The following is a 17,692-nucleotide window of genomic DNA, read 5'->3' as shown; positions in this document are numbered from 1 at the left end:
GGCTGATATGGCCGATGCCACCCCTCTTGCAGGACCGGCGGACAGCACCGTCGTCGTAGCCAAGGACAATGGACCGCGCCAGCGTTTCTTTTCCGGGCGCACGCTCGTCATCGCGATCCCCTATCTGTGGTCGCTGGTTTTCTTCGCCATCCCCTTCTTCATCGTCTTCAAGCTCTCGGTCAGCCAGGTCGCTGACGGCAACCCGCCCTATACGCCTGTGTTCAGCTTCAACGGCACCTGGCAGAGCCTGACGGACTATTTCTCACAGCTCAATTTCGACAATTACTACTCGATCTTCAACATCTGGGGCGAAGACGGCGACTCACTTTACATCAAGTCCTATTTCTCCTCGGTGATGATCGCCTTCATCTCGACCGTGCTGCTGCTGCTGATCGGCTACCCCATCGCCTATGGCATGGCCCGGTCCTCGAAAACGCTACGGCCTACGCTGCTGATGCTGGTGATCCTGCCTTTCTGGACCTCCTTCCTCATCCGCGTCTATGCCTGGACGGGCATTCTCAAGGGCCAGGGTCTGCTGAACCTCGCCCTCTCGCAGGTCGGCCTGGTCGACATGGCGAACCCGCCGGAGCTGCTCGGCACCAACTGGGCCGTCTATATCGGCATGGTCTATTCCTACCTGCCCTTCATGGTGCTGCCGCTCTATTCGACGCTGGAGAAGATGGACTACACCCTTCTGGAGGCGGCCGCCGACCTCGGCTGCAAGCCGATCAAGGCGTTCTGGCTGGTCACCTTCCCGCTGTCGCTGCCCGGCGTGATCGCCGGCTGCATGCTGTGCTTCATCCCGGCGGTGGGTGAGTTCGTCATCCCCGACCTGCTCGGCGGCTCGCAGACCCTGATGATTGGAAAGTCGCTGTTCGACCTCTTCCTCCTGAACCGCGACTGGCCCACTGCTTCGGCCCTGGCGATCATCCTGCTCGTGGTGCTGGTTGGGCCGATCACCTATTATCAGCATATTCAGGCTAAGGCTCTGGAGGCCAATCGATGAAAAATGGCGCCTCCTTGTTCAATGCCACCTCGGTCGCACTCGGCCTCGCCTTCCTCTATCTGCCGATCCTCATCCTGGTGATCTATTCCTTCAACGATTCCAGGTTGGTGACGGTGTGGGGCGGCTGGTCCACCCGCTGGTACGGCGTGCTGTTCCATGATGACGCCTTCCTGAGCGCCGCCTGGGTCACTCTGCGCATCGGCGCCCTGTCAGCGACGCTGGCCACCATCCTCGGCACCTTGGCGGCCATTGTGCTGGTGCGGCTCGGGCGCTTTCCAACGCGGATGACCTTCTCGGCAATGGTATATGCGCCGCTGGTCATGCCGGAGATCATCATCGGCGTGTCGCTGATGCTGTTCTTCGTGGCGACGAACGTCCAGATGGGCTTCTGGACGGTGGCCTTTGCCCATACGACGCTCACCATGTGCTTCGTCACGGTGGTGGTGCAGTCCCGCCTACTCTCCTTCGACCGCTCCATCGAGGAAGCGGCGCTGGATCTGGGCTGCCGGCCTTTCAAGTCCTTCTTCCTGATCACGCTGCCGATCATCGCGCCGGCGGTCATTTCAGGCTGGATGCTGGCCTTCACGCTCTCGCTCGACGACCTCGTGATTGCTCGCTTCACCTCCTCGGCCGGCATCAACACACTGCCGATGATCATTTATTCGCAGGTCAAGCTTGGCGTGAAGCCGGAAATGAACGCTGCCTGCACCCTGATGCTCGCCGTAGTCGCCATCGGCGTGGTCGCCGCCGCAATCTATACCAGGCGTGCAGAGGCAGAGCGGGAAAGGGCCGAGCGGCTCGCGGCGGCGGGGTAAGGCTTGGGAAGCGCGAACGTCCGCGCTCCCACGTTTATTGCGCCTGCGCCGATGATGCCGGCACGCTCGTCACCGAATCCTGGGTCACATCCTGTCCAGGCTTGGCGAAGCTGCGCAGCAACGGGGCGGCGGCGCCGGAGCGGCGGATCAGGGCTTCCGTGTCGGGCTCGACCACCGGCACTTCCCAGCCGCCAAAGACACGGAACGGCAGGTGGAAGGGCCTGGCTCCGTCGCCGTCGCTCCAATTGGCCATGCCCGCCATGTCGAGGCTGCGCTGGGCGATGTTGCTTTGGCCGGCCAGAGTCACCGAAAGCGAGCCGTTGTCCATGCGACAATCCGTGGTCTTGGCCAGGCCTGCGGTGATCTTGAGGCTCGCCTGCGCGGTGTCGAAGGTAGTGCGGCCACCATAGCCAGACTCGAACCGCGCCGAGAGCGGACGCTTTTCAATCTTCTGCATGAGATCGGCAAGATCGATGCCGATCAGGGCGCCATTGTTTACCTTGATGTCGGCCTGTCCTTCCAGGGAGCGCGACAGTTCGGCTACAGAAGCGCCGGTACCGCTGATCTCGACGCTGCCCTCTCCCGTGCCCTCGAGGTGATGGAAGCCGAAGAAATCTGCAAGCGACTTGCCCATCTCGACGGAATCGAAATTGCCGCCAGCGGTAAACTCGACCCCACTGCCTGTGCTCTTCAGCGTGACATTGCCCTTGAGGGAGCCGCCATAGGCTGCGGCTTCGCCGAGCGCGAATTCGAACAAGCCATCATGGCTGGAAATGGTTGCTGCTGTGCGGCCGAGCCTGATCTTGTCGATCACCGTCTCGCCGGCAGAGATGCGCACATCGAGATCGCTGACCATCAGGCTCTTGATGTTGATGCGGTCGTCGCGCCACTGCCTGGGCATGCCGCGGGAGAGCTGTACCTCGCTCGAATAGGCGGACAGGTCGATGGTATCGGCCGCCAGGGTGCCGCTGACCTTGGGCCGTTCGCCTGCAAGCTGGATCACCAGCGAACCCTCGGCCTCATTGCCGTCGAGCGAAAGCTGGACATCGTCCAGCGAGATGCCCGTGGGATCGACGGTGACCGGCGACTGCACCTCGAAAGCGGCGAGGCTGTGCCCGTCCGGCAGGGGCAGACCGAGCCAGCGCAGGGTCTCGCGCAGTGAAGCACCGCTGGCGGTGACCTGCCCCTCCAGCCGGCCGTCGCCGTCCACGGTGCCGCTGGTGGTGAGGTTGAGCATCTCACCCTTGATCCGCGCGCGCATGTCCGACTTGCCGCCGGAAATCAGGCTGGCGGGTTCGATGATCGCCACCGAGATCTCGGCATTGCGATCACGCCAATTGATGATGCCGGCAACGGACATCGCGTCGGTGAGGCCCGACCAGGCCAGCGTCGCGTCCTCGACCGAAACCGTCGTCAATTGCCCGCCGGCATCGGCATATTGGATGGTGCTGTCGACCAGCCGGAGGGCGGAAATCGGCATCGCCGTCTCGAAATGACCATTGGCTGCATCGGCCAGCACCCCGGTCTTGAAGTCCCAGGAATGACCGTTGGTCTTGGTCGTCGTCAATCCGATGCGCGCCCGCTTCAGCATCAGGCTGGATACATCGAGGCGGCCGATCAGCAGGGGCGTCAGGTTGAGCTCGCCCTGCAGCTTGTCGGTGACGAGCAGGGGCGGCATGCCATCCGGGCCTGGAATGGTCACTTTCTCCACGAGCAGCGTGGGGAGCGGCGCCCAGGACAGACGCACCGGGCCGTCGATTCGCACCGGGCGTCCGGTGAGCGCCACGAGCTGGCGCGTAAGCACCTCGCGCAGCGCGCTCTCTGGTGCCAGCGACGGGACGATGAGAACCAGGGCGACGAGCGCGGCAGCGATGGCGGCTAGAGACAGCCCAATACGCTTCATGCGGGATCCGCGCCTCACTCGATCAAAAGATGTTTGATTATCAATCGCGCGCGCCGGGTAGGCGGGGCTGACTCACAAACGAAGTTCACTATAGATGGCAGGCCATCGTGGTAAAAGCGAGGCCGGGTTGTGATGGCCCGTCCATGCCGGGCGACGTGGCCGAACCGACGTAATATGTGACCGTCCCAGGGTATTGCTAGACTGTCCACGTCTATAGCATGGCAGATGCATGGTTAACAAAGCTGGAAATTATTATGGGAAAGCCGCAAATTCGCACGCTGGGCATTGTGGACATGCACACGGCCGGGGAGCCGGTGCGCATCGTCACAAGCGGATATCCCGAACTTACCGGCACCACCATCCTCGACAAAAGGCGCGAGGCGCTGGCCAAGCATGACGATTTGCGCCGGGCGATGATGCTGGAGCCGCGCGGCCATGCAGGCATGTACGGCGTCATTCCGGTCAGGCCGCATGCGCGGGAAGCGGCCTTTGCCGCCCTGTTCACCCACAATGAGGGGTACAGTACCATGTGCGGCCATGCCACCATCGCAATCGGCAAATGGCTGGTGGAAAGCGGCCAGATCGCTGCCACGGCGCCGGAAACCCGGTTTGGTCTCGAGCTGCCCTGCGGCGTCGTCGATGTCGCCTGCCGGATCGAAGCGGGAAGCGTGGTGGAAACCGCCTTCGAGAGCGTACCGGCCTTCCTCAGCCAGCAGGACGCCAAACTCGACGTGCCCGGCTTTGGCCGCGTGATCTGCGACATCAGCTTCGGCGGCGCCTTCTACGCTATCCTGCCGGCCTCGCGCCTCGGCCTGGACTTCTTCTCGACGCCGCTGGAACAATTGGTCGCAGCTGGCTCCGCCATCACCGCTGCGGGGCGGCGGCAGTTGAGCATCGCGCATCCCGAGGAAGCGGATCTGGGCTTCCTTTATGGTACGATCCTGACGGACGATGCCACGGCGGCCGAACCGACCTACAACCTCTGCATCTTCGCCGAGGGTCAGATCGACCGCAGCCCCACGGGCAGCGGCGTCACCGCCCGCATGGCGCGCGACCATGGCCGCGGCCTGATCGGCAAGGATATCGAGCGACGCTTCATGGGCCCGACAGGCCTGCCCTTCCACGCCCGTATCACGCAGGTGAAGGGTGATACCGTACGGGTCCGCGTCGCCGGCCAATCGGCCTTTAGCGGCACGGCCACCTTCGAGATCGATCCCGACGATCCGCTCGGTCACGGTTTCGTGCTGCCGCCGAACTATGGTGCGCTGCGCGGATGATCGGAGTGGCGGTCTCCACCTTCCTGGGATCGCGGGCGTCCTTACCTGCCGCTGCCTTTGTCGAAATGCTTGGCGGTTCCGGGAGAAGACGAGACGTCTGCATCTTCCTTTCCGACAAATGCGACGTTGCCCGCAGCAGGCAGAGATGCCTGCAATCCCAGAAATCTCTCATCCACTTTCTCAAACATTGCGCTTGCGGCGAAGGACAATGCGGACAAGATGTCCGCGCTCCGCAAGCCTCGCCTGCCAGGATCCCTTCATGACGACTGCCGATAAGCCGCTCTGGTCCCCCTCGCCTGAACGCGTTGCCGGGACGCAGGTCATGGCCCTGATCGCCGCCGCCAACGACAGGCACGGACTCGCGCTAAAGTCCTATGCCGACCTGCATCGCTGGTCCATCGAGAGCCAGGGTGATTTCTGGAGCCTCGTCTGGGACAACAGCGGCATCAAGGGCGAAAAGGGCGAACGCTTCGCCACCGACCTCGGCCGCATCCAGAGGGCGCGCTTCTTCCCCGATGCCAGGCTGAACTTCGCCGAGAACCTCCTGGTACGCGACGATGACACGCCGGCGTTGATCTTCCAGGGCGAGGACAAGGCCAGCCTCACGATGAGCTGGCGTGAGCTCAACGCCCTTGTCTCCCGCCTGCAGCAGGCCATGCGGGCCGAGGGCATCGAGCCGGGCGATCGCGTGGCTGCCATGATGCCGAATCGACCCGAGACGATCGCCATCATGCTGGCGGCGGCTTCCATCGGCGCGATCTTCTCCTCCTGCTCGCCCGATTTCGGCGACCGGGGCGTGCTCGATCGCTTCGGCCAGATCGAGCCCAAGCTGTTCTTCGCCATCGACGGCTATTGGTATGCCGGCAAGCGCATCGACAATGCCGCCAAGGTGGTGGCGATCGCGGCGCTGCTCGGCGGCAGGTGCGTGATCGTGCCCTATCTCGGCGAGGACGAGGCTCTCGCCAGCCAGATCCCCGGCGCCCACACGCTCGAGGCCTTCATCGCGCCCCACACGGCCAGGCAGGTGGAATTCGTGCGCCTGCCCTTCAGCCAGCCGCTCTTCATCCTCTATTCCTCCGGCACCACGGGCGTGCCGAAATGCATCGTGCATGGCGCCGGCGGCACGCTGCTGCAGCTCGTCAAGGAGCACCGCTACCAGTGCGACCTCAAGCCTGGCGACCGCAGCTTTTACTTCACCACCTGTGGCTGGATGATGTGGAACTGGCTGGTCGCGGGCCTCGCCAATGGCGAGACGCTGCTTCTCTTCGACGGTTCGCCCTTCCATCCCGTGCCGAGCGTGCTTTTCGACTTCGTCAGCCGAGAAAATGGCGTGCTGTTCGGCACCTCGGCCAAATATATCGACGCCGCCCACAAGGCCGGCCTGACACCGAGGACAACGCATGACCTCTCCGCTCTGCGCCTGATGACCTCGACCGGTTCCCCCCTCTCCCCCGAGGGCTTCCGCTGGGTCTATGAGGAGGTGAAGGGCGATCTCCATCTCGCCTCGATCTCCGGCGGCACCGACATCGTCTCCTGTTTCGTGCTGGGCGATCCCACCGCTCCTGTCTGGTCCGGCGAGATCCAGGCGGCCGGGCTCGGCATGGCCGTGGACGTGTGGAACGACGACGGCAAGCCGGTGCGCGAGGAAAAGGGCGAACTCGTCTGCGTGAAGCCTTTCCCTTCCATGCCGGTGATGTTCTGGAACGATCCGGACGGCAAGAAATACACCGCCGCCTATTTCGAGCGCTTCGACAATGTCTGGCATCATGGCGACTTTGCCGAATGGACGCGCCACGGCGGCCTGATCATCCATGGCCGCTCGGATGCCACCCTCAATCCCGGGGGCGTGCGCATCGGCACCGCCGAGCTCTACGCCCAGGTCGAGAAGATCCCGGAGGTGCTGGAATCCATCGCCATCGGCCAGGACTGGGATGGTGACGTGCGCATCGTGCTCTTCGTGCGCCTGCGCGACGGCGTGACGCTCGACGACGCCCTGGTCGATCGCATCAAGCGCCAGATCCGCAGCGGCGCCTCGCCGCGCCATGTGCCGGCCAAGATCCTGCAGGTGGCGGATATTCCGCGCACAAAATCCGGCAAGATCACCGAACTCGCGGTGCGCGACATCGTGGCCGGACGCGGGGTGAAAAACCAGGAGGCGCTGGCCAACCCCGAAGCGCTGGCGCTGTACAAGAATCTGCCGGAGCTCAGAATGTAGCCCGCCCATGAAGATAGTCGCTTGCGGTTTTCGCAACTCAGCCCTAAATTGGGTTTAGTTGGAGAATATGACATGCGGGAAAGCTGGACGGTTGCCGAGGCGGCCTATGTCTTGAAGGAGCCCGTCGAAGTTATCAGGAAAGTGGTCGAACGTGGCCCTGTCAGGGTGCGACTTGTTCATCGCGGACGCCTGAAGCTGCGGACCGTCGCCTTGCCGGATCTTGTCTATCTTCATGCCGAGCGGGATCTCAGGACAGCCCTCACGCCTAAAGGAAGAGCCGAACTCTATAACGCGCTAGTGAAGCGGCCAGCCCAGTTGGTGGAGATGGAAGCGGTCGCGTTCGGTGGCCTCAAACTCGAAATCAAGCCCCATCTTCGGGAAGTGGAGTCGCGTCTTGAGGACCTCAACAGGCTCGCCGACGAGATCGACACATCCACGGGCGAGCCTCTGATCAAGGGCACTGACATCGAAGCTCATCGCATCGCAGCACTTCTGGAGGGCGGCATGACGCTCGAAGCCGTGCGGGAGGACTATCCCTCCCTCGACGAGGACCAGATCCTGGCGGCCCAGATTTATGCAGAACTCCATCCCAAAGTTGGGCGTCCTTTCCCAAGAATAACCGCCAAGGCGGCCATGCGAAATTCCGGTCTCGACGCGTTGGATGATGACTCGTGAAATATCTTCTTGATACCAATCTCATCAAAGAGATTGGTAGAGTGAGCCCTCATCCGAACGTTAAGTCCCGGCTTGCAAATGTTAATGATACCCAGCTTGCGATCAGCGTAATTAGCATTCGTGAAATATGGAAAGGAATCGAGAAGAAACGCCTGAGCGACACCGATTTGGCGGGCAGACTCGAACAGGCCGCGAATGATATACGCTTGGCCTATCAAGGGCGTATCCTTGCAATCGATGAAGGGATCGCCATACGATGGGGCGAAATGCTGGGCCAGAGCGAGAAACATATCGAAGACACGGGACTGGCTGCGATCGCGCAAATCCACGGCCTAGTGCTCGTCACGCGCAACGTCTCTGATGTACGCGGACGTGGCGTCGATATCCTCGATCCTTTCAAGCAGCCACCGCAGCTTCACAAAGCTGAGCCATCGCCCCGCTCTTGATCATTATGGCGATGTGCGGTCGGATCAGGCCGCTCCGCGACTCGATCTTCTCATCAAGGCTCCTCATGCGCCTCCTCGTCTTTCAGCATCTCACCGCTGGCCATCCCGGCATCTTCCGTTCGTTCTTCGCTCGCGACGGCCTCATTTGGGATGCGATCCGTCTCGATCTCGGCGAGGCGATTCCCGAACTCGAAGCCTATGACGCGCTCTGGGTGATGGGCGGGGAGATGAATGTCTGGGACGTCGACGAATATCCCTGGCTCGTCGAGGAGAAGGGGGCGATCCGCCGCTGGGTGCGGGAGTTGCAGCGCCCCTTTCTCGGTTTCTGCCTCGGTCACCAGCTACTGGCGGATGCGCTCGGCGGCACCTGTGGCCCGATGCGCCAGTCCGATGTTGGCCTGCGAGACATGGAGGCAACGCCTGCCGGGCGTGGGGATTCGCTGTTCTCAGGCCTTTCGCCACGCTTCAAGGCCCTGGAGTGGCATGCGGTACGCGTTGCCCAGCCGCCCGAGGGCGCGCAGGTGCTGGCCAGCAGCGATGGCTGCAGCATCGAAGCCATGCAGGCCGCACCGCGTGCCTGGGGCCTGCAGTTCCACGCCGAGGCGGATGACCAGTCGGTGCGGGATTGGAGCACCCATGGCGACTACCGGGCCTCCTTCGAGCGGCGTTATGGCGAGGGAGCCATGATGCACCTGGAGACGGAGATGGTGAACCGCGCCGTCGAGCTGGAAGGCAATGCCGCCCTGCTCTACCGCAACTTCATGCAGGCGGCGCAGGGCTGAGAGCAGGCGGCCGGATTCACGGGCATCTTGCCCGTTTCATAAAAGCCCCCGTAACCTGAAGGAAGAAGAAGATCGGGCAGGATGCCCGAGCACCCGGAGATTCCCATGCGCATCCTCGTTCTCCAACACCTTGCCTCCGAACATCCGGGCATCTTCCGCTCCCATTTCGCCAGGGACGCCGTCGAATGGGATGCGGTGGAGCTCGACGAAGGCGGCGTCATCCCGGCGTTGGAGCCCTATGACGCGCTCTGGGTGATGGGCGGGGCGATGGATGTCTGGGATGTCGACGAGTTTCCCTGGCTGGTCGAGGAGAAGCGTGTCATCCGGCGCTGGGTGCGCGAATTGCAAAGGCCGTTTCTCGGCATCTGCCTCGGCCATCAATTGCTGGCTGATGCGCTCGGTGGGACCTGCGGGCCGCAGAAGCCGCCGGAGGTCGGCGTCTTCGATGTCGATCTCGTGGCGGCAGGCAAGATCGATCCGCTCTTCGAGGGCCTCGCTACCAGCTTCCCCGCGCTGCAATGGCATTCGGTACGGGTGGCGCAGCCGCCGGAGGGAGCCGAGGTGCTGGCCTCCTCCCCAATCTGTGCCGTCCAGGCAATGCGGGCGACACCACGCGCCTGGGGCATGCAGTACCATGTCGAGGCCGAGCTCGAAGCCGTCCGGGAATGGGCCTGCGTCCCCGACTATAGGGCGGCGCTCGAACGGACCAACGGCGAGGGCGCCATGGAAAGGCTGCAGGCTGAGATCGCGGCGCATGCTGCGGCATTTGAGGCCAATGCCGCCATTCTCTATCGCAATTTCATGCGGCTCGCGCGAGAATAGCGCTTGGGACCGCCGGCTTTCCAGCCGGCCAAGCGTTTGAAGCCGGCTGGAGAGCCGGCGGTCCCAGGAGGAATTGGACCATGCCCGAAGGAACGCCGCAAAGCACCACCGGCATTCCCATGCCCTCACCCGATCCGGCGATTCTGGCCCGCCGCCAGTCGATCGTCGACGGATTGGCGAGGCTCGTGCCGGCCGAGAACCTGATCAGCAGTGAGGACGAGCGCCGCGCCTATGAGACGGACGCCTTCACCGCCTATCGTACGATACCGCTTGCCGTGGTGCTGCCGGAGACGACGGAACAAGTCGCGGCGATCCTGAAATTCCTCAACCAGGAGAGCGTGCCCGTGATTCCGCGCGGCGCAGGCACCTCGCTCGCCGGGGGCGCCTTGCCACAGGCCGATGCCGTGGTGGTGGGGCTTTCCAAGATGAACCGCGTGCTGGAACTGCGCTTCGAGGACCGGCTCGCCCGCGTGCAGGCAGGCATCACAAATCTCGGCATTTCCGGCGCGGTCGCCCACGAGGCTTTCTTCTACGCCCCCGACCCGTCGAGCCAGCTCGCCTGTACCATCGCGGGCAACATCGCCATGAATTCGGGCGGGGCGCACTGCCTCAAATATGGCGTCACCACCAACAACATCCTTGGCGTGCGGTTGGTGACGGTGGAGGGCGAGATCCTCGACATCGGCGGCGATGCCATGGATGCCGACGGTTACGACCTGCTCGGCATCGTCATCGGCTCGGAGGGCCAATTCGGCATCGTTACGGAGGCGGTGGTGCGCATCTTGCCGATGGCCGAAGGTGCGCGCCCGATGCTGGTGGGTTTTGATGCGCCCGAGGATGCCGGGCGCTGCGTCGCCGCCATCATCGCCTCCGGCATAATCCCCGTGGCGATCGAATATATGGACAAGCTTGCCATCGAGATCACTGAGGGCTTCGCCCATGCCGGCTATCCGCTCGATGCCGCCGCCATGCTGATCATCGAGGTCGAGGGTTCCAACGCCGAGATTGACCGCCTGCTCGGCCTGATCTCCGACATGGCGCGCGAGCATGGCGCCACCACCATCAAGATCTCGAAATCGGAGGCCGAGAGCGCGGCAATCTGGAAGGGCCGCAAATCCGCCTTCGGCGCCACCGGCCGCATCGCCGACTATATCTGCATGGACGGCACCATTCCGACGGGCCAACTGCCGATGGTGCTGCGCCGCATCGACGAGATCACTCAGGGTTACGGCCTGCGCGTCGCCAATGTCTTCCATGCCGGCGACGGCAACTTGCATCCCCTCGTGCTCTACAATGTCAACGACGCCAACCAGCGCGAAAAGGCCGAGGCCTGTGGCTTCGACATCCTGCGCCTGTGCGTCGAGGCCGGCGGCTGCCTCACTGGCGAGCACGGCGTCGGCATCGAAAAGCGCGACCTGATGCGCGAACAGTTCAACCAGGCCGATCTCGACCAGCAACGGGATTTGAAGCTGGCGTTCGATCCCAAATGGCTGCTGAATCCGGCCAAGGTGTTCCCGCTCGACATGCGGCCAGGAGGCTGGAAGTGAGTTTTGAATGCCTAGAGGCGCCGCGCAAAGCCTCCCCGCGCCACGCATTTGGGGAGACGCTGCCGTGACCCACGCCCCCACCACCGAAGCCGAACTCGCTGAGATCGTCACCGGATCCTTCCGCACCAAGCAGCCCCTTGCCATCACGGGCGGCGGTTCGAAGGCTGGAATCGGGCGTCCCACAAATGCCGCTCCCCTCTCCACCCGGGCCCTTACCGGCATCACGCTCTATGAACCCGCCGAGATGGTGATCTCTGCGCTCTCCGGCACGCCGCTCGCCGAACTCACCGGCGCGCTCGACGAGAGAGGCCAGATGCTGCCCTTCGAACCGGCGGACTGGCGCGGGCTGCTCGGCAGCGGACCGACGGAGCCGACACTGGGCGGCCTCGTTGCCGCCAATTTCTCCGGGCCGCGCCGCATCACGGCCGGGGCCTGCCGCGACAGCCTCATCGGCGTGCGTTTCGTCAATGGCAAGGGTGATGCCATCAAGAGCGGCGGACGGGTGATGAAGAATGTCACCGGCTATGACCTCACCAAGCTGATGGCGGGCTCGTGGGGCACGCTCGGCATCCTCACCGAAGTCACCTTCAAGGTGCTGCCCAAGCCCGAGGCCAGCGCCGGCCTGGTGTGGCAGGGGCTCGACGACGCCAGGGCGGTCGAGCTGATGTCGGCCGGCCTCGGCAGTCCCTTCGAAGTCTCGGCCGCCGCACATATCCCTGCCAATCTCGCCTCCGGCACGGCGCAGACCGTGCTGCGGCTTGAGAATTTCGAGAGCTCGATCGCTTATCGGCGCGAGAAGCTTGCCGCCCTCCTCAAGCGCTTCGGCAGCCCGGACCATCTCGACAGCCAGGCGTGCCAGGGCTTCTGGTGGCAGATCGCCGATGTCGCGCCGTTTGCGCAGATGGGCGGCGCGGTCTGGCGCATTTCGGTCGCGCCCTCCAAGGCCGTGGCGCTGGCGCAGGGCCTGCGCGGAAGCGGCGACCTCAAGCTGCTCTATGACTGGGGTGGCGGCCTGATCTGGCTGCTGGCTCCCGAGACAGCGGAGATAGCCAAGGCGGTCGAGGCCGCCGCGAAAGCCCAGGGCGGCCATACCATGCTGATCCGAGCCAGCGCCGATTATCGGGCGGAGACCTTTGCCTTCGGCCAGAAGGATGGCCCGCTCGCAGCGCTGCGTGCCCGTGTGAAACAGGCCTTCGATCCCGCCAATATCCTCAATACCGGGCGCCTGGGAGGCTGACCTTGCAAACGAATTTCTCCCTGGCACAACTCGCCGATCCGCATATGAAGGAATCCGAGCAGATCCTGCGCACCTGTGTGCATTGCGGCTTCTGCACGGCGACCTGTCCGACCTATGTGCTGCTCGGCGACGAGCTCGATTCCCCGCGCGGACGCATCTACCTGATCAAGGACATGCTGGAAGGCGGCAAGCCGGCCACGGCGGAGGTGGTCAAGCATGTCGACCGCTGCCTCTCCTGCCTCTCCTGCATGACCACCTGCCCCTCGGGCGTGAACTACATGCATCTGGTCGACCATGCGCGCGCGCATATCGAGAAGACCTACGAGCGTCCGGCCAGCGAGAGGCTCCTGCGGGACATGCTCGCCAGGATCCTGCCCAACCGCAGGGCCTTTCGCTGGGCCATGGCGCTCGCCCGTCTCGGCCGACCCTTTGCCGGCCTCGCGGCGAAGCTCCCGGAAGGCGGCAGGCTCGCCGCCATGCTGGCCCTCGCGCCCTCCTCCCTGCCCGCCGTCTCTGCCGCGACGCAGCCAGGCAGCTTTGCCCCCAAGGGCGAGCGCAAGGGACGCGTGGCGCTTCTGACCGGCTGCGCCCAGGCCGAGCTCGCGCCCGGCATCAATGAGGCGGCCATCCGCCTGCTCAACCGCCACGGCCTCGAAGTGGTGCTGCCGAAGGGCGAAGGATGTTGTGGCGCCCTGGTGCATCACATGGGCAAGGAAGCCTCGGCCCTCGCTTATGCCAAGGTCAATATCGACGCCTGGACGGCGGAAATGGCCAGGGGCCTCGACGCCATCCTGATCACCACCTCGGGCTGCGGCACAACGATCAAGGATTACGGCTTCATGCTGCGGGACGATCCCGCTTATGCCGGGAAGGCGGCCGCCGTCTCCGCCATCGCCAAGGATATCAGCGAATATCTCGACACCCTGGCGCCGCTGCCGGTGACACGGGGGACTGGGCAGAGCGTCACCTATCACGCCGCCTGCTCGCTGCAGCATGGCCAGCAGATCAAGACCGCCCCCAAGAACCTCTTGAAGCAGGCCGGCTTCGTGGTGAAGGAAGCCGCCGAAGCGCATCTGTGCTGCGGCTCGGCCGGCACCTACAACATGCTGCAGCCGGAAATCTCGGCGCGCCTGCGCGAACGCAAGCTGGACAATATCGCCGCGACGAAGCCAGAGATCGTCGCCGCCGGCAATATCGGCTGCATGACGCAGCTGGCGCAGGGAACCACGACACCCATCGTGCATACGGTGGAGCTTTTGGACTGGGCGACGGGCGGTCCGAGGCCGAAGGCGCTCTCGGCGTAAGGATAGCCCAATCCTGTCGAGTTCAACTTTATGGAAATGCGGACAGCCGCGTCGTTGAAGAAATCTTTGGCGTCAAGCGAGGCGCGGACAAAAGCTGGAAGTATTACGGCAGGAATTTGGATCACGTCATGATGACTCTGAGCCGCCCGGACCTGAGCGACATTCGTCGGGGCGATTGGGTGGACCGCCGATTGCCGACCGCGTGGCGGCCCTACACACGGCTGGCGCGGCTGGATCGCCCCGTGGGAATATGGCTGACGCTTTTCCCTTGCTGGGCTGCGCTCATCCAGGCATCGCACGGTTTTCCGGATCTTCGGCAGCTGATTGTCTTCTCTCTCGGCGCGCTCCTGATGAGGAGTGCCGGCGCCACAGTCAACGACATTGCAGATCGGAATTTTGACGGCCACGTCGAGCGCACCCGCTTTCGGCCCTTGGCAAGCGGACAGATCGACATCCCACACGCCTTTGTATTTCTAGCGGTTCAGCTTGCGCTTGCGGCCTCTCTCCTGCTCTTTCTCTCGCCATATACGCGCCTGATTGCGATAGGCGTTCTACCGCTCGTGTTCGTCTACCCGCTTTGCAAGCGTTTCACCCATTGGCCCCAGGCCGTTCTAGGCGCGGCATTCAATTGGGGGATGCTGATGGCTTGGGCCGAGGTTGTGGGGCACATCCCGGCAGGAGCCGTGCTCATGTGGACCGGGGCCATCGCATGGCAGATCGGTTACGATACGGTCTATGCCTATGTTGACGTCGAAGATGATAGCCGCCTCGGCCTGAAGTCGACGGCAATCCTGTTCGGACAGCGTGGCAAGACCTGCATTGGCCTGTTTTACGCTCTTGCGGTCGGAGCGTGGTCGCTTGGGGGCTGGCTGCTGGGCATGTCGCTGCCTTACGCCATTGGAATGCTGGTGATCGCCGTGCATCTCGCCTGGCAGACTTGGCGGATCGACCTTGCCCGCCCGGAAGTGAATTTCCGCTTGTTCATGGCTAATATTCTGACTGGAGTGCTGCTGGCGGGCGCGGCCTTCGTAGGAGCGTGGTGAAAATATCAGCGCAAGCGCGCGCTCAACCTGCGAAGTCAGCTACGATGCCAGCTCCGCCAGATTCTTCTTCGCAACCACGTTCGCCGGGTTGAGCTCCAGCGCCTTTGCGAAGATCTGTCTTGCCTCGTCCAACTGGCCGCCGGCCTTGGCCGCATGTCCCAGGCCCATCAGCGCCGGCTCCGAGGGGCGGAGCTGCAGGGCCTGCTGGAAATGGGCTGCCGCTGGCTCGAAGCGCTCATGCTCCAGGAGGAGATAGCCGAGATTGAGATGGGCCTCGGCGTGACGAGGATCGGCCTCGATACAGGCCAGGTACCCCCGCAACGCTTCGTCGCCGCGCCCCAGTGAGGCGAGCAGGCCGGCATAGTTGAAATGCGCATCCGCCAGCTTGGGATCGATATCCAGCGCGGAGCGGAAACAATATTCGGCCCGCCGTGTATCGCCCAGCCCACGATTGGCGAGCCCCAGCCGCATCTGGGCGTCCGCACTCCTCGGATTGATCTCCACGGCACGCAGCAGCATCTTTTCCGCTTCGGCATAGGCTTCGCGCTGGAGCAGCAGGGTGCCGAGCAGGTTAAGGGCGTTGAAATCATGCTTGTCCGTGGCCAGCACTTTTCGATAGCCCGCCTCGGCTTCGTCGAGACGGCCCTCGCGATGATGGTCGATGGCTGTTTTCAGTTTTGCTTCGGCGGCCATGGCTTTGCATCCGTGCGGGGGGAGGTGGTGTCGGCCCTTGTGACGGATGGCGACTCAAAGGTCAATTCGCCCCCTGCCCGGGCCTCCCTCCCCGCGGGGAAGTTTTCCTCGAAAAATCGCATATTGGGTTTCAAGGGTGCTGCCTATTGGTCTATCCATTTCCCCGACGATTTCAGCCCTACGGAGCCTTTCATGCCTGACTCAGTTCCAACCGGTCTCACCATCACGGGCGCGATGGGTCCGCGCTACGATGAAATCCTGACGCCTGAGGCTCTCGAATTCGTCGCCGCGCTGCAGCGCCGCTTCAACGGCCGCCGCAAGGAGCTGCTGGCGAGGCGCGCCGAACGGCAGAAACGCTTCGATGCCGGCGAGACGCCGGACTTCCTGCCCGAGACGGCCAATATCCGCGAGAGTGACTGGCAGGTCGCTCCGCTGCCTGCCGACCTGCTCGACCGCCGTGTCGAGATCACCGGACCTGTCGACCGCAAGATGATCGTCAATGCGCTCAATTCCGGCGCCAAGGTCTTCATGGCCGATTTCGAGGACGCCAACTCGCCCACCTGGTCGAACTGCCTCGACGGCCAGATCAATCTTAGGGATCGCTGGGCGGGCAAGATCGACTTCACCGACGCTACCACCGGCAAAGCCTACGCGCTGAAATCAGATCCGGCGGTGCTGATCGTGCGCCCGCGCGGCTGGCATCTCGACGAGGCCCATGTCACGCTGGACGGCGAGCCGCTGTCGGGCTCGCTCTTCGATTTTGGCCTCTATTTCTTCCACAACGCGAAGGCGCAGATTGCACAAGGGTCGGGCCCCTATTTCTATATTCCCAAGCTCGAGAGCCATCTCGAGGCCCGGCTGTGGAACGAAGTCTTCCTGCTGGCCCAGGAGAGCCTCGGCGTCCCCAAGGGCACGATCAAGGCCACCGTGCTGATCGAGACGCTGCCTGCGGCCTTCGAGATGGACGAGATCCTCTACGAATTGCGCGACCACATGGCCGGCCTCAATTGCGGACGCTGGGACTACATCTTCTCCTTCATCAAGAAATTGGCCAAGAATCAGGCCTATGTCCTGCCGGACCGTTCACAGGTGGTCATGGGCAAGGCGTTCCTGCGTGCCTATTCTCTGTTGCTGATCAAGACCTGCCATCGCCGCGGCGCCTTCGCCATGGGCGGCATGGCGGCGCAGATCCCGATCAAGAACAACCCCACCGCCAACGAGGCTGCCTTCGCCAAGGTCAAGGCCGATAAGGAGCGCGAGGCCGGCGACGGGCATGACGGTACCTGGGTCGCCCATCCCGATCTCGTACCGGTGGCGATGGAGGTGTTCAACCGCCTGATGCCGGAGGCCAACCAGCTCGACAAGAAGCGCGAGGACGTGAAGGTCGGCAAGATAGAACTCCTCAAAGTGCATGAAGGCACCCGCACGGCAGAGGGCCTGCGCGACAATATCCGGGTGGGCGTGCAATATATGGAAGCCTGGCTGCGCGGCCGCGGCGCCGTGCCGATCTACAACCTGATGGAAGATGCGGCCACAGCCGAGATCTCCCGCGCCCAGATCTGGCAGTTCGTCAAATACGGTGTGACGTTGGAGGGCGCCATCACGGTGACGCCGTCCTGGTTCGAGGGCGTGTTCGAGGAAGAGATGCAGCGCGTGCGTGGCGAAGTGGGCGATGCCGCCTTCTCCGGCGGGCGCTTCCCGGAGGCGGTGAAGCTTTTCAAGCAGCTTTCGCTGGCGCCGGATTTTGCCGACTTCCTCACTCTGCCCGCCTATCAGATGATCGTCTGATGCACTGCGGTTAAGGAGAGGTTCGGTCGGGGGGGTGGGTCTTCAGACCCGCCTGCCTGGGAGCACCCTGCAATCAAGAGGCGGGTCTGAACACCCGCCCCCCAATGCGGCCTGCTTCCATCGCGGAGCGACAAGCTCT

The 17,692-nt window shown here is 63.5% G+C and carries 15 protein-coding genes; 13 read left to right on the top strand and 2 right to left on the bottom strand.

Going from position 1 to position 17,692, the window contains the following annotated elements; genetic code table 11:
- The first annotated feature begins 7 nt into the window (after positions 1-7).
- Both ACMDCR_RS08425 and ACMDCR_RS08420 read left to right on the top strand, forming a co-directional pair.
- The gene (locus ACMDCR_RS08425) at positions 8-1,006 is read left to right on the top strand and encodes an ABC transporter permease subunit (protein WP_413992097.1); all 999 of its coding nucleotides are present in this window, start codon (positions 8-10) and stop codon (positions 1,004-1,006) included.
- A complete protein-coding gene (locus ACMDCR_RS08420; protein WP_413992096.1) occupies positions 1,003-1,821 on the top strand; it encodes an ABC transporter permease subunit in 819 nt (272 codons plus the stop codon). Before ACMDCR_RS08425 ends, ACMDCR_RS08420 begins: the two co-directional genes overlap by 4 nt.
- A gap of 34 nt (positions 1,822-1,855) precedes the next feature.
- Here the strand turns inward: ACMDCR_RS08420 and ACMDCR_RS08415 are convergent, their stop codons facing one another.
- Positions 1,856-3,724, bottom strand: coding sequence for an AsmA family protein (locus ACMDCR_RS08415; protein ID WP_413992095.1), 1,869 nt, complete (start codon positions 3,722-3,724; stop codon positions 1,856-1,858).
- A 254-nt stretch (positions 3,725-3,978) separates the two neighbouring features.
- Here ACMDCR_RS08415 and ACMDCR_RS08410 point away from each other — a divergent pair, with 254 nt between their 5' ends.
- The 10 genes from ACMDCR_RS08410 (at position 3,979) to ubiA (ending at position 15,072) form a co-directional block, all read left to right on the top strand.
- A complete protein-coding gene (locus ACMDCR_RS08410; RefSeq protein ID WP_413992094.1) occupies positions 3,979-5,001 on the top strand; it encodes a proline racemase family protein in 1,023 nt (340 codons plus the stop codon).
- A gap of 259 nt (positions 5,002-5,260) precedes the next feature.
- Positions 5,261-7,216, top strand: a complete 1,956-nt coding sequence (locus tag ACMDCR_RS08405; RefSeq protein WP_413992093.1) for an acetoacetate--CoA ligase — start codon at positions 5,261-5,263, stop codon at positions 7,214-7,216.
- Between the two features lie 72 nt (positions 7,217-7,288).
- Positions 7,289-7,891: a DUF433 domain-containing protein gene (locus tag ACMDCR_RS08400; protein ID WP_413992092.1), complete on the top strand. Its 603-nt coding sequence runs from the start codon at positions 7,289-7,291 to the stop codon at positions 7,889-7,891.
- On the top strand, positions 7,888-8,337 hold the full coding sequence (locus tag ACMDCR_RS08395) for a type II toxin-antitoxin system VapC family toxin (protein ID WP_413992091.1): 450 nt from the start codon (positions 7,888-7,890) through the stop codon (positions 8,335-8,337). The genes ACMDCR_RS08400 and ACMDCR_RS08395 overlap by 4 nt, the downstream gene beginning before the upstream one ends.
- A 65-nt stretch (positions 8,338-8,402) precedes the next feature.
- On the top strand, positions 8,403-9,119 hold the full coding sequence (locus tag ACMDCR_RS08390; RefSeq protein WP_413992090.1) for a type 1 glutamine amidotransferase: 717 nt from the start codon (positions 8,403-8,405) through the stop codon (positions 9,117-9,119).
- Positions 9,120-9,224: 105 nt separating this feature from the next.
- Entirely contained in the window at positions 9,225-9,941 is a 717-nt protein-coding gene (locus tag ACMDCR_RS08385) for a type 1 glutamine amidotransferase (protein WP_413992089.1), read from the top strand.
- 80 nt (positions 9,942-10,021) lie between these two features.
- On the top strand, positions 10,022-11,488 hold the full coding sequence (locus ACMDCR_RS08380; protein ID WP_413992088.1) for an FAD-linked oxidase C-terminal domain-containing protein: 1,467 nt from the start codon (positions 10,022-10,024) through the stop codon (positions 11,486-11,488).
- A gap of 64 nt (positions 11,489-11,552) precedes the next feature.
- Complete coding sequence (glcE, locus tag ACMDCR_RS08375; protein WP_413992087.1) at positions 11,553-12,725, top strand: glycolate oxidase subunit GlcE; 1,173 nt, start codon at positions 11,553-11,555, stop codon at positions 12,723-12,725.
- Between the two features lie 2 nt (positions 12,726-12,727).
- Positions 12,728-14,029 carry a glycolate oxidase subunit GlcF gene (glcF, locus tag ACMDCR_RS08370; RefSeq protein ID WP_413992086.1) on the top strand — a complete coding sequence of 434 codons (1,302 nt, stop codon included), beginning with the start codon at positions 12,728-12,730 and terminating at the stop codon, positions 14,027-14,029.
- Positions 14,030-14,157: 128 nt separating this feature from the next.
- Positions 14,158-15,072 (top strand): 4-hydroxybenzoate octaprenyltransferase, encoded by a 915-nt coding sequence (gene ubiA, locus ACMDCR_RS08365; protein WP_413992085.1) that lies wholly within the window; start codon positions 14,158-14,160, stop codon positions 15,070-15,072.
- A 39-nt stretch (positions 15,073-15,111) separates the two neighbouring features.
- On the opposite strand, the gene ACMDCR_RS08360 is transcribed toward ubiA, so the two are convergent.
- Positions 15,112-15,765, bottom strand: coding sequence for a tetratricopeptide repeat protein (locus ACMDCR_RS08360; RefSeq protein ID WP_413992084.1), 654 nt, complete (start codon positions 15,763-15,765; stop codon positions 15,112-15,114).
- Positions 15,766-15,957: 192 nt separating this feature from the next.
- Between ACMDCR_RS08360 and aceB the strand changes: the two genes are divergently transcribed.
- Positions 15,958-17,553, top strand: a complete 1,596-nt coding sequence (gene aceB, locus ACMDCR_RS08355; RefSeq protein ID WP_413992083.1) for a malate synthase A — start codon at positions 15,958-15,960, stop codon at positions 17,551-17,553.
- Positions 17,554-17,692: the final 139 nt, after the last annotated feature.

The organism is Labrys okinawensis, assembly GCF_047345005.1.
Lineage (GTDB): Bacteria > Pseudomonadota > Alphaproteobacteria > Rhizobiales > Labraceae > Labrys > Labrys okinawensis.
Note: the sequence above shows the minus strand (reverse complement) of the source record. Positions and strands in the feature narration are given on the sequence as shown.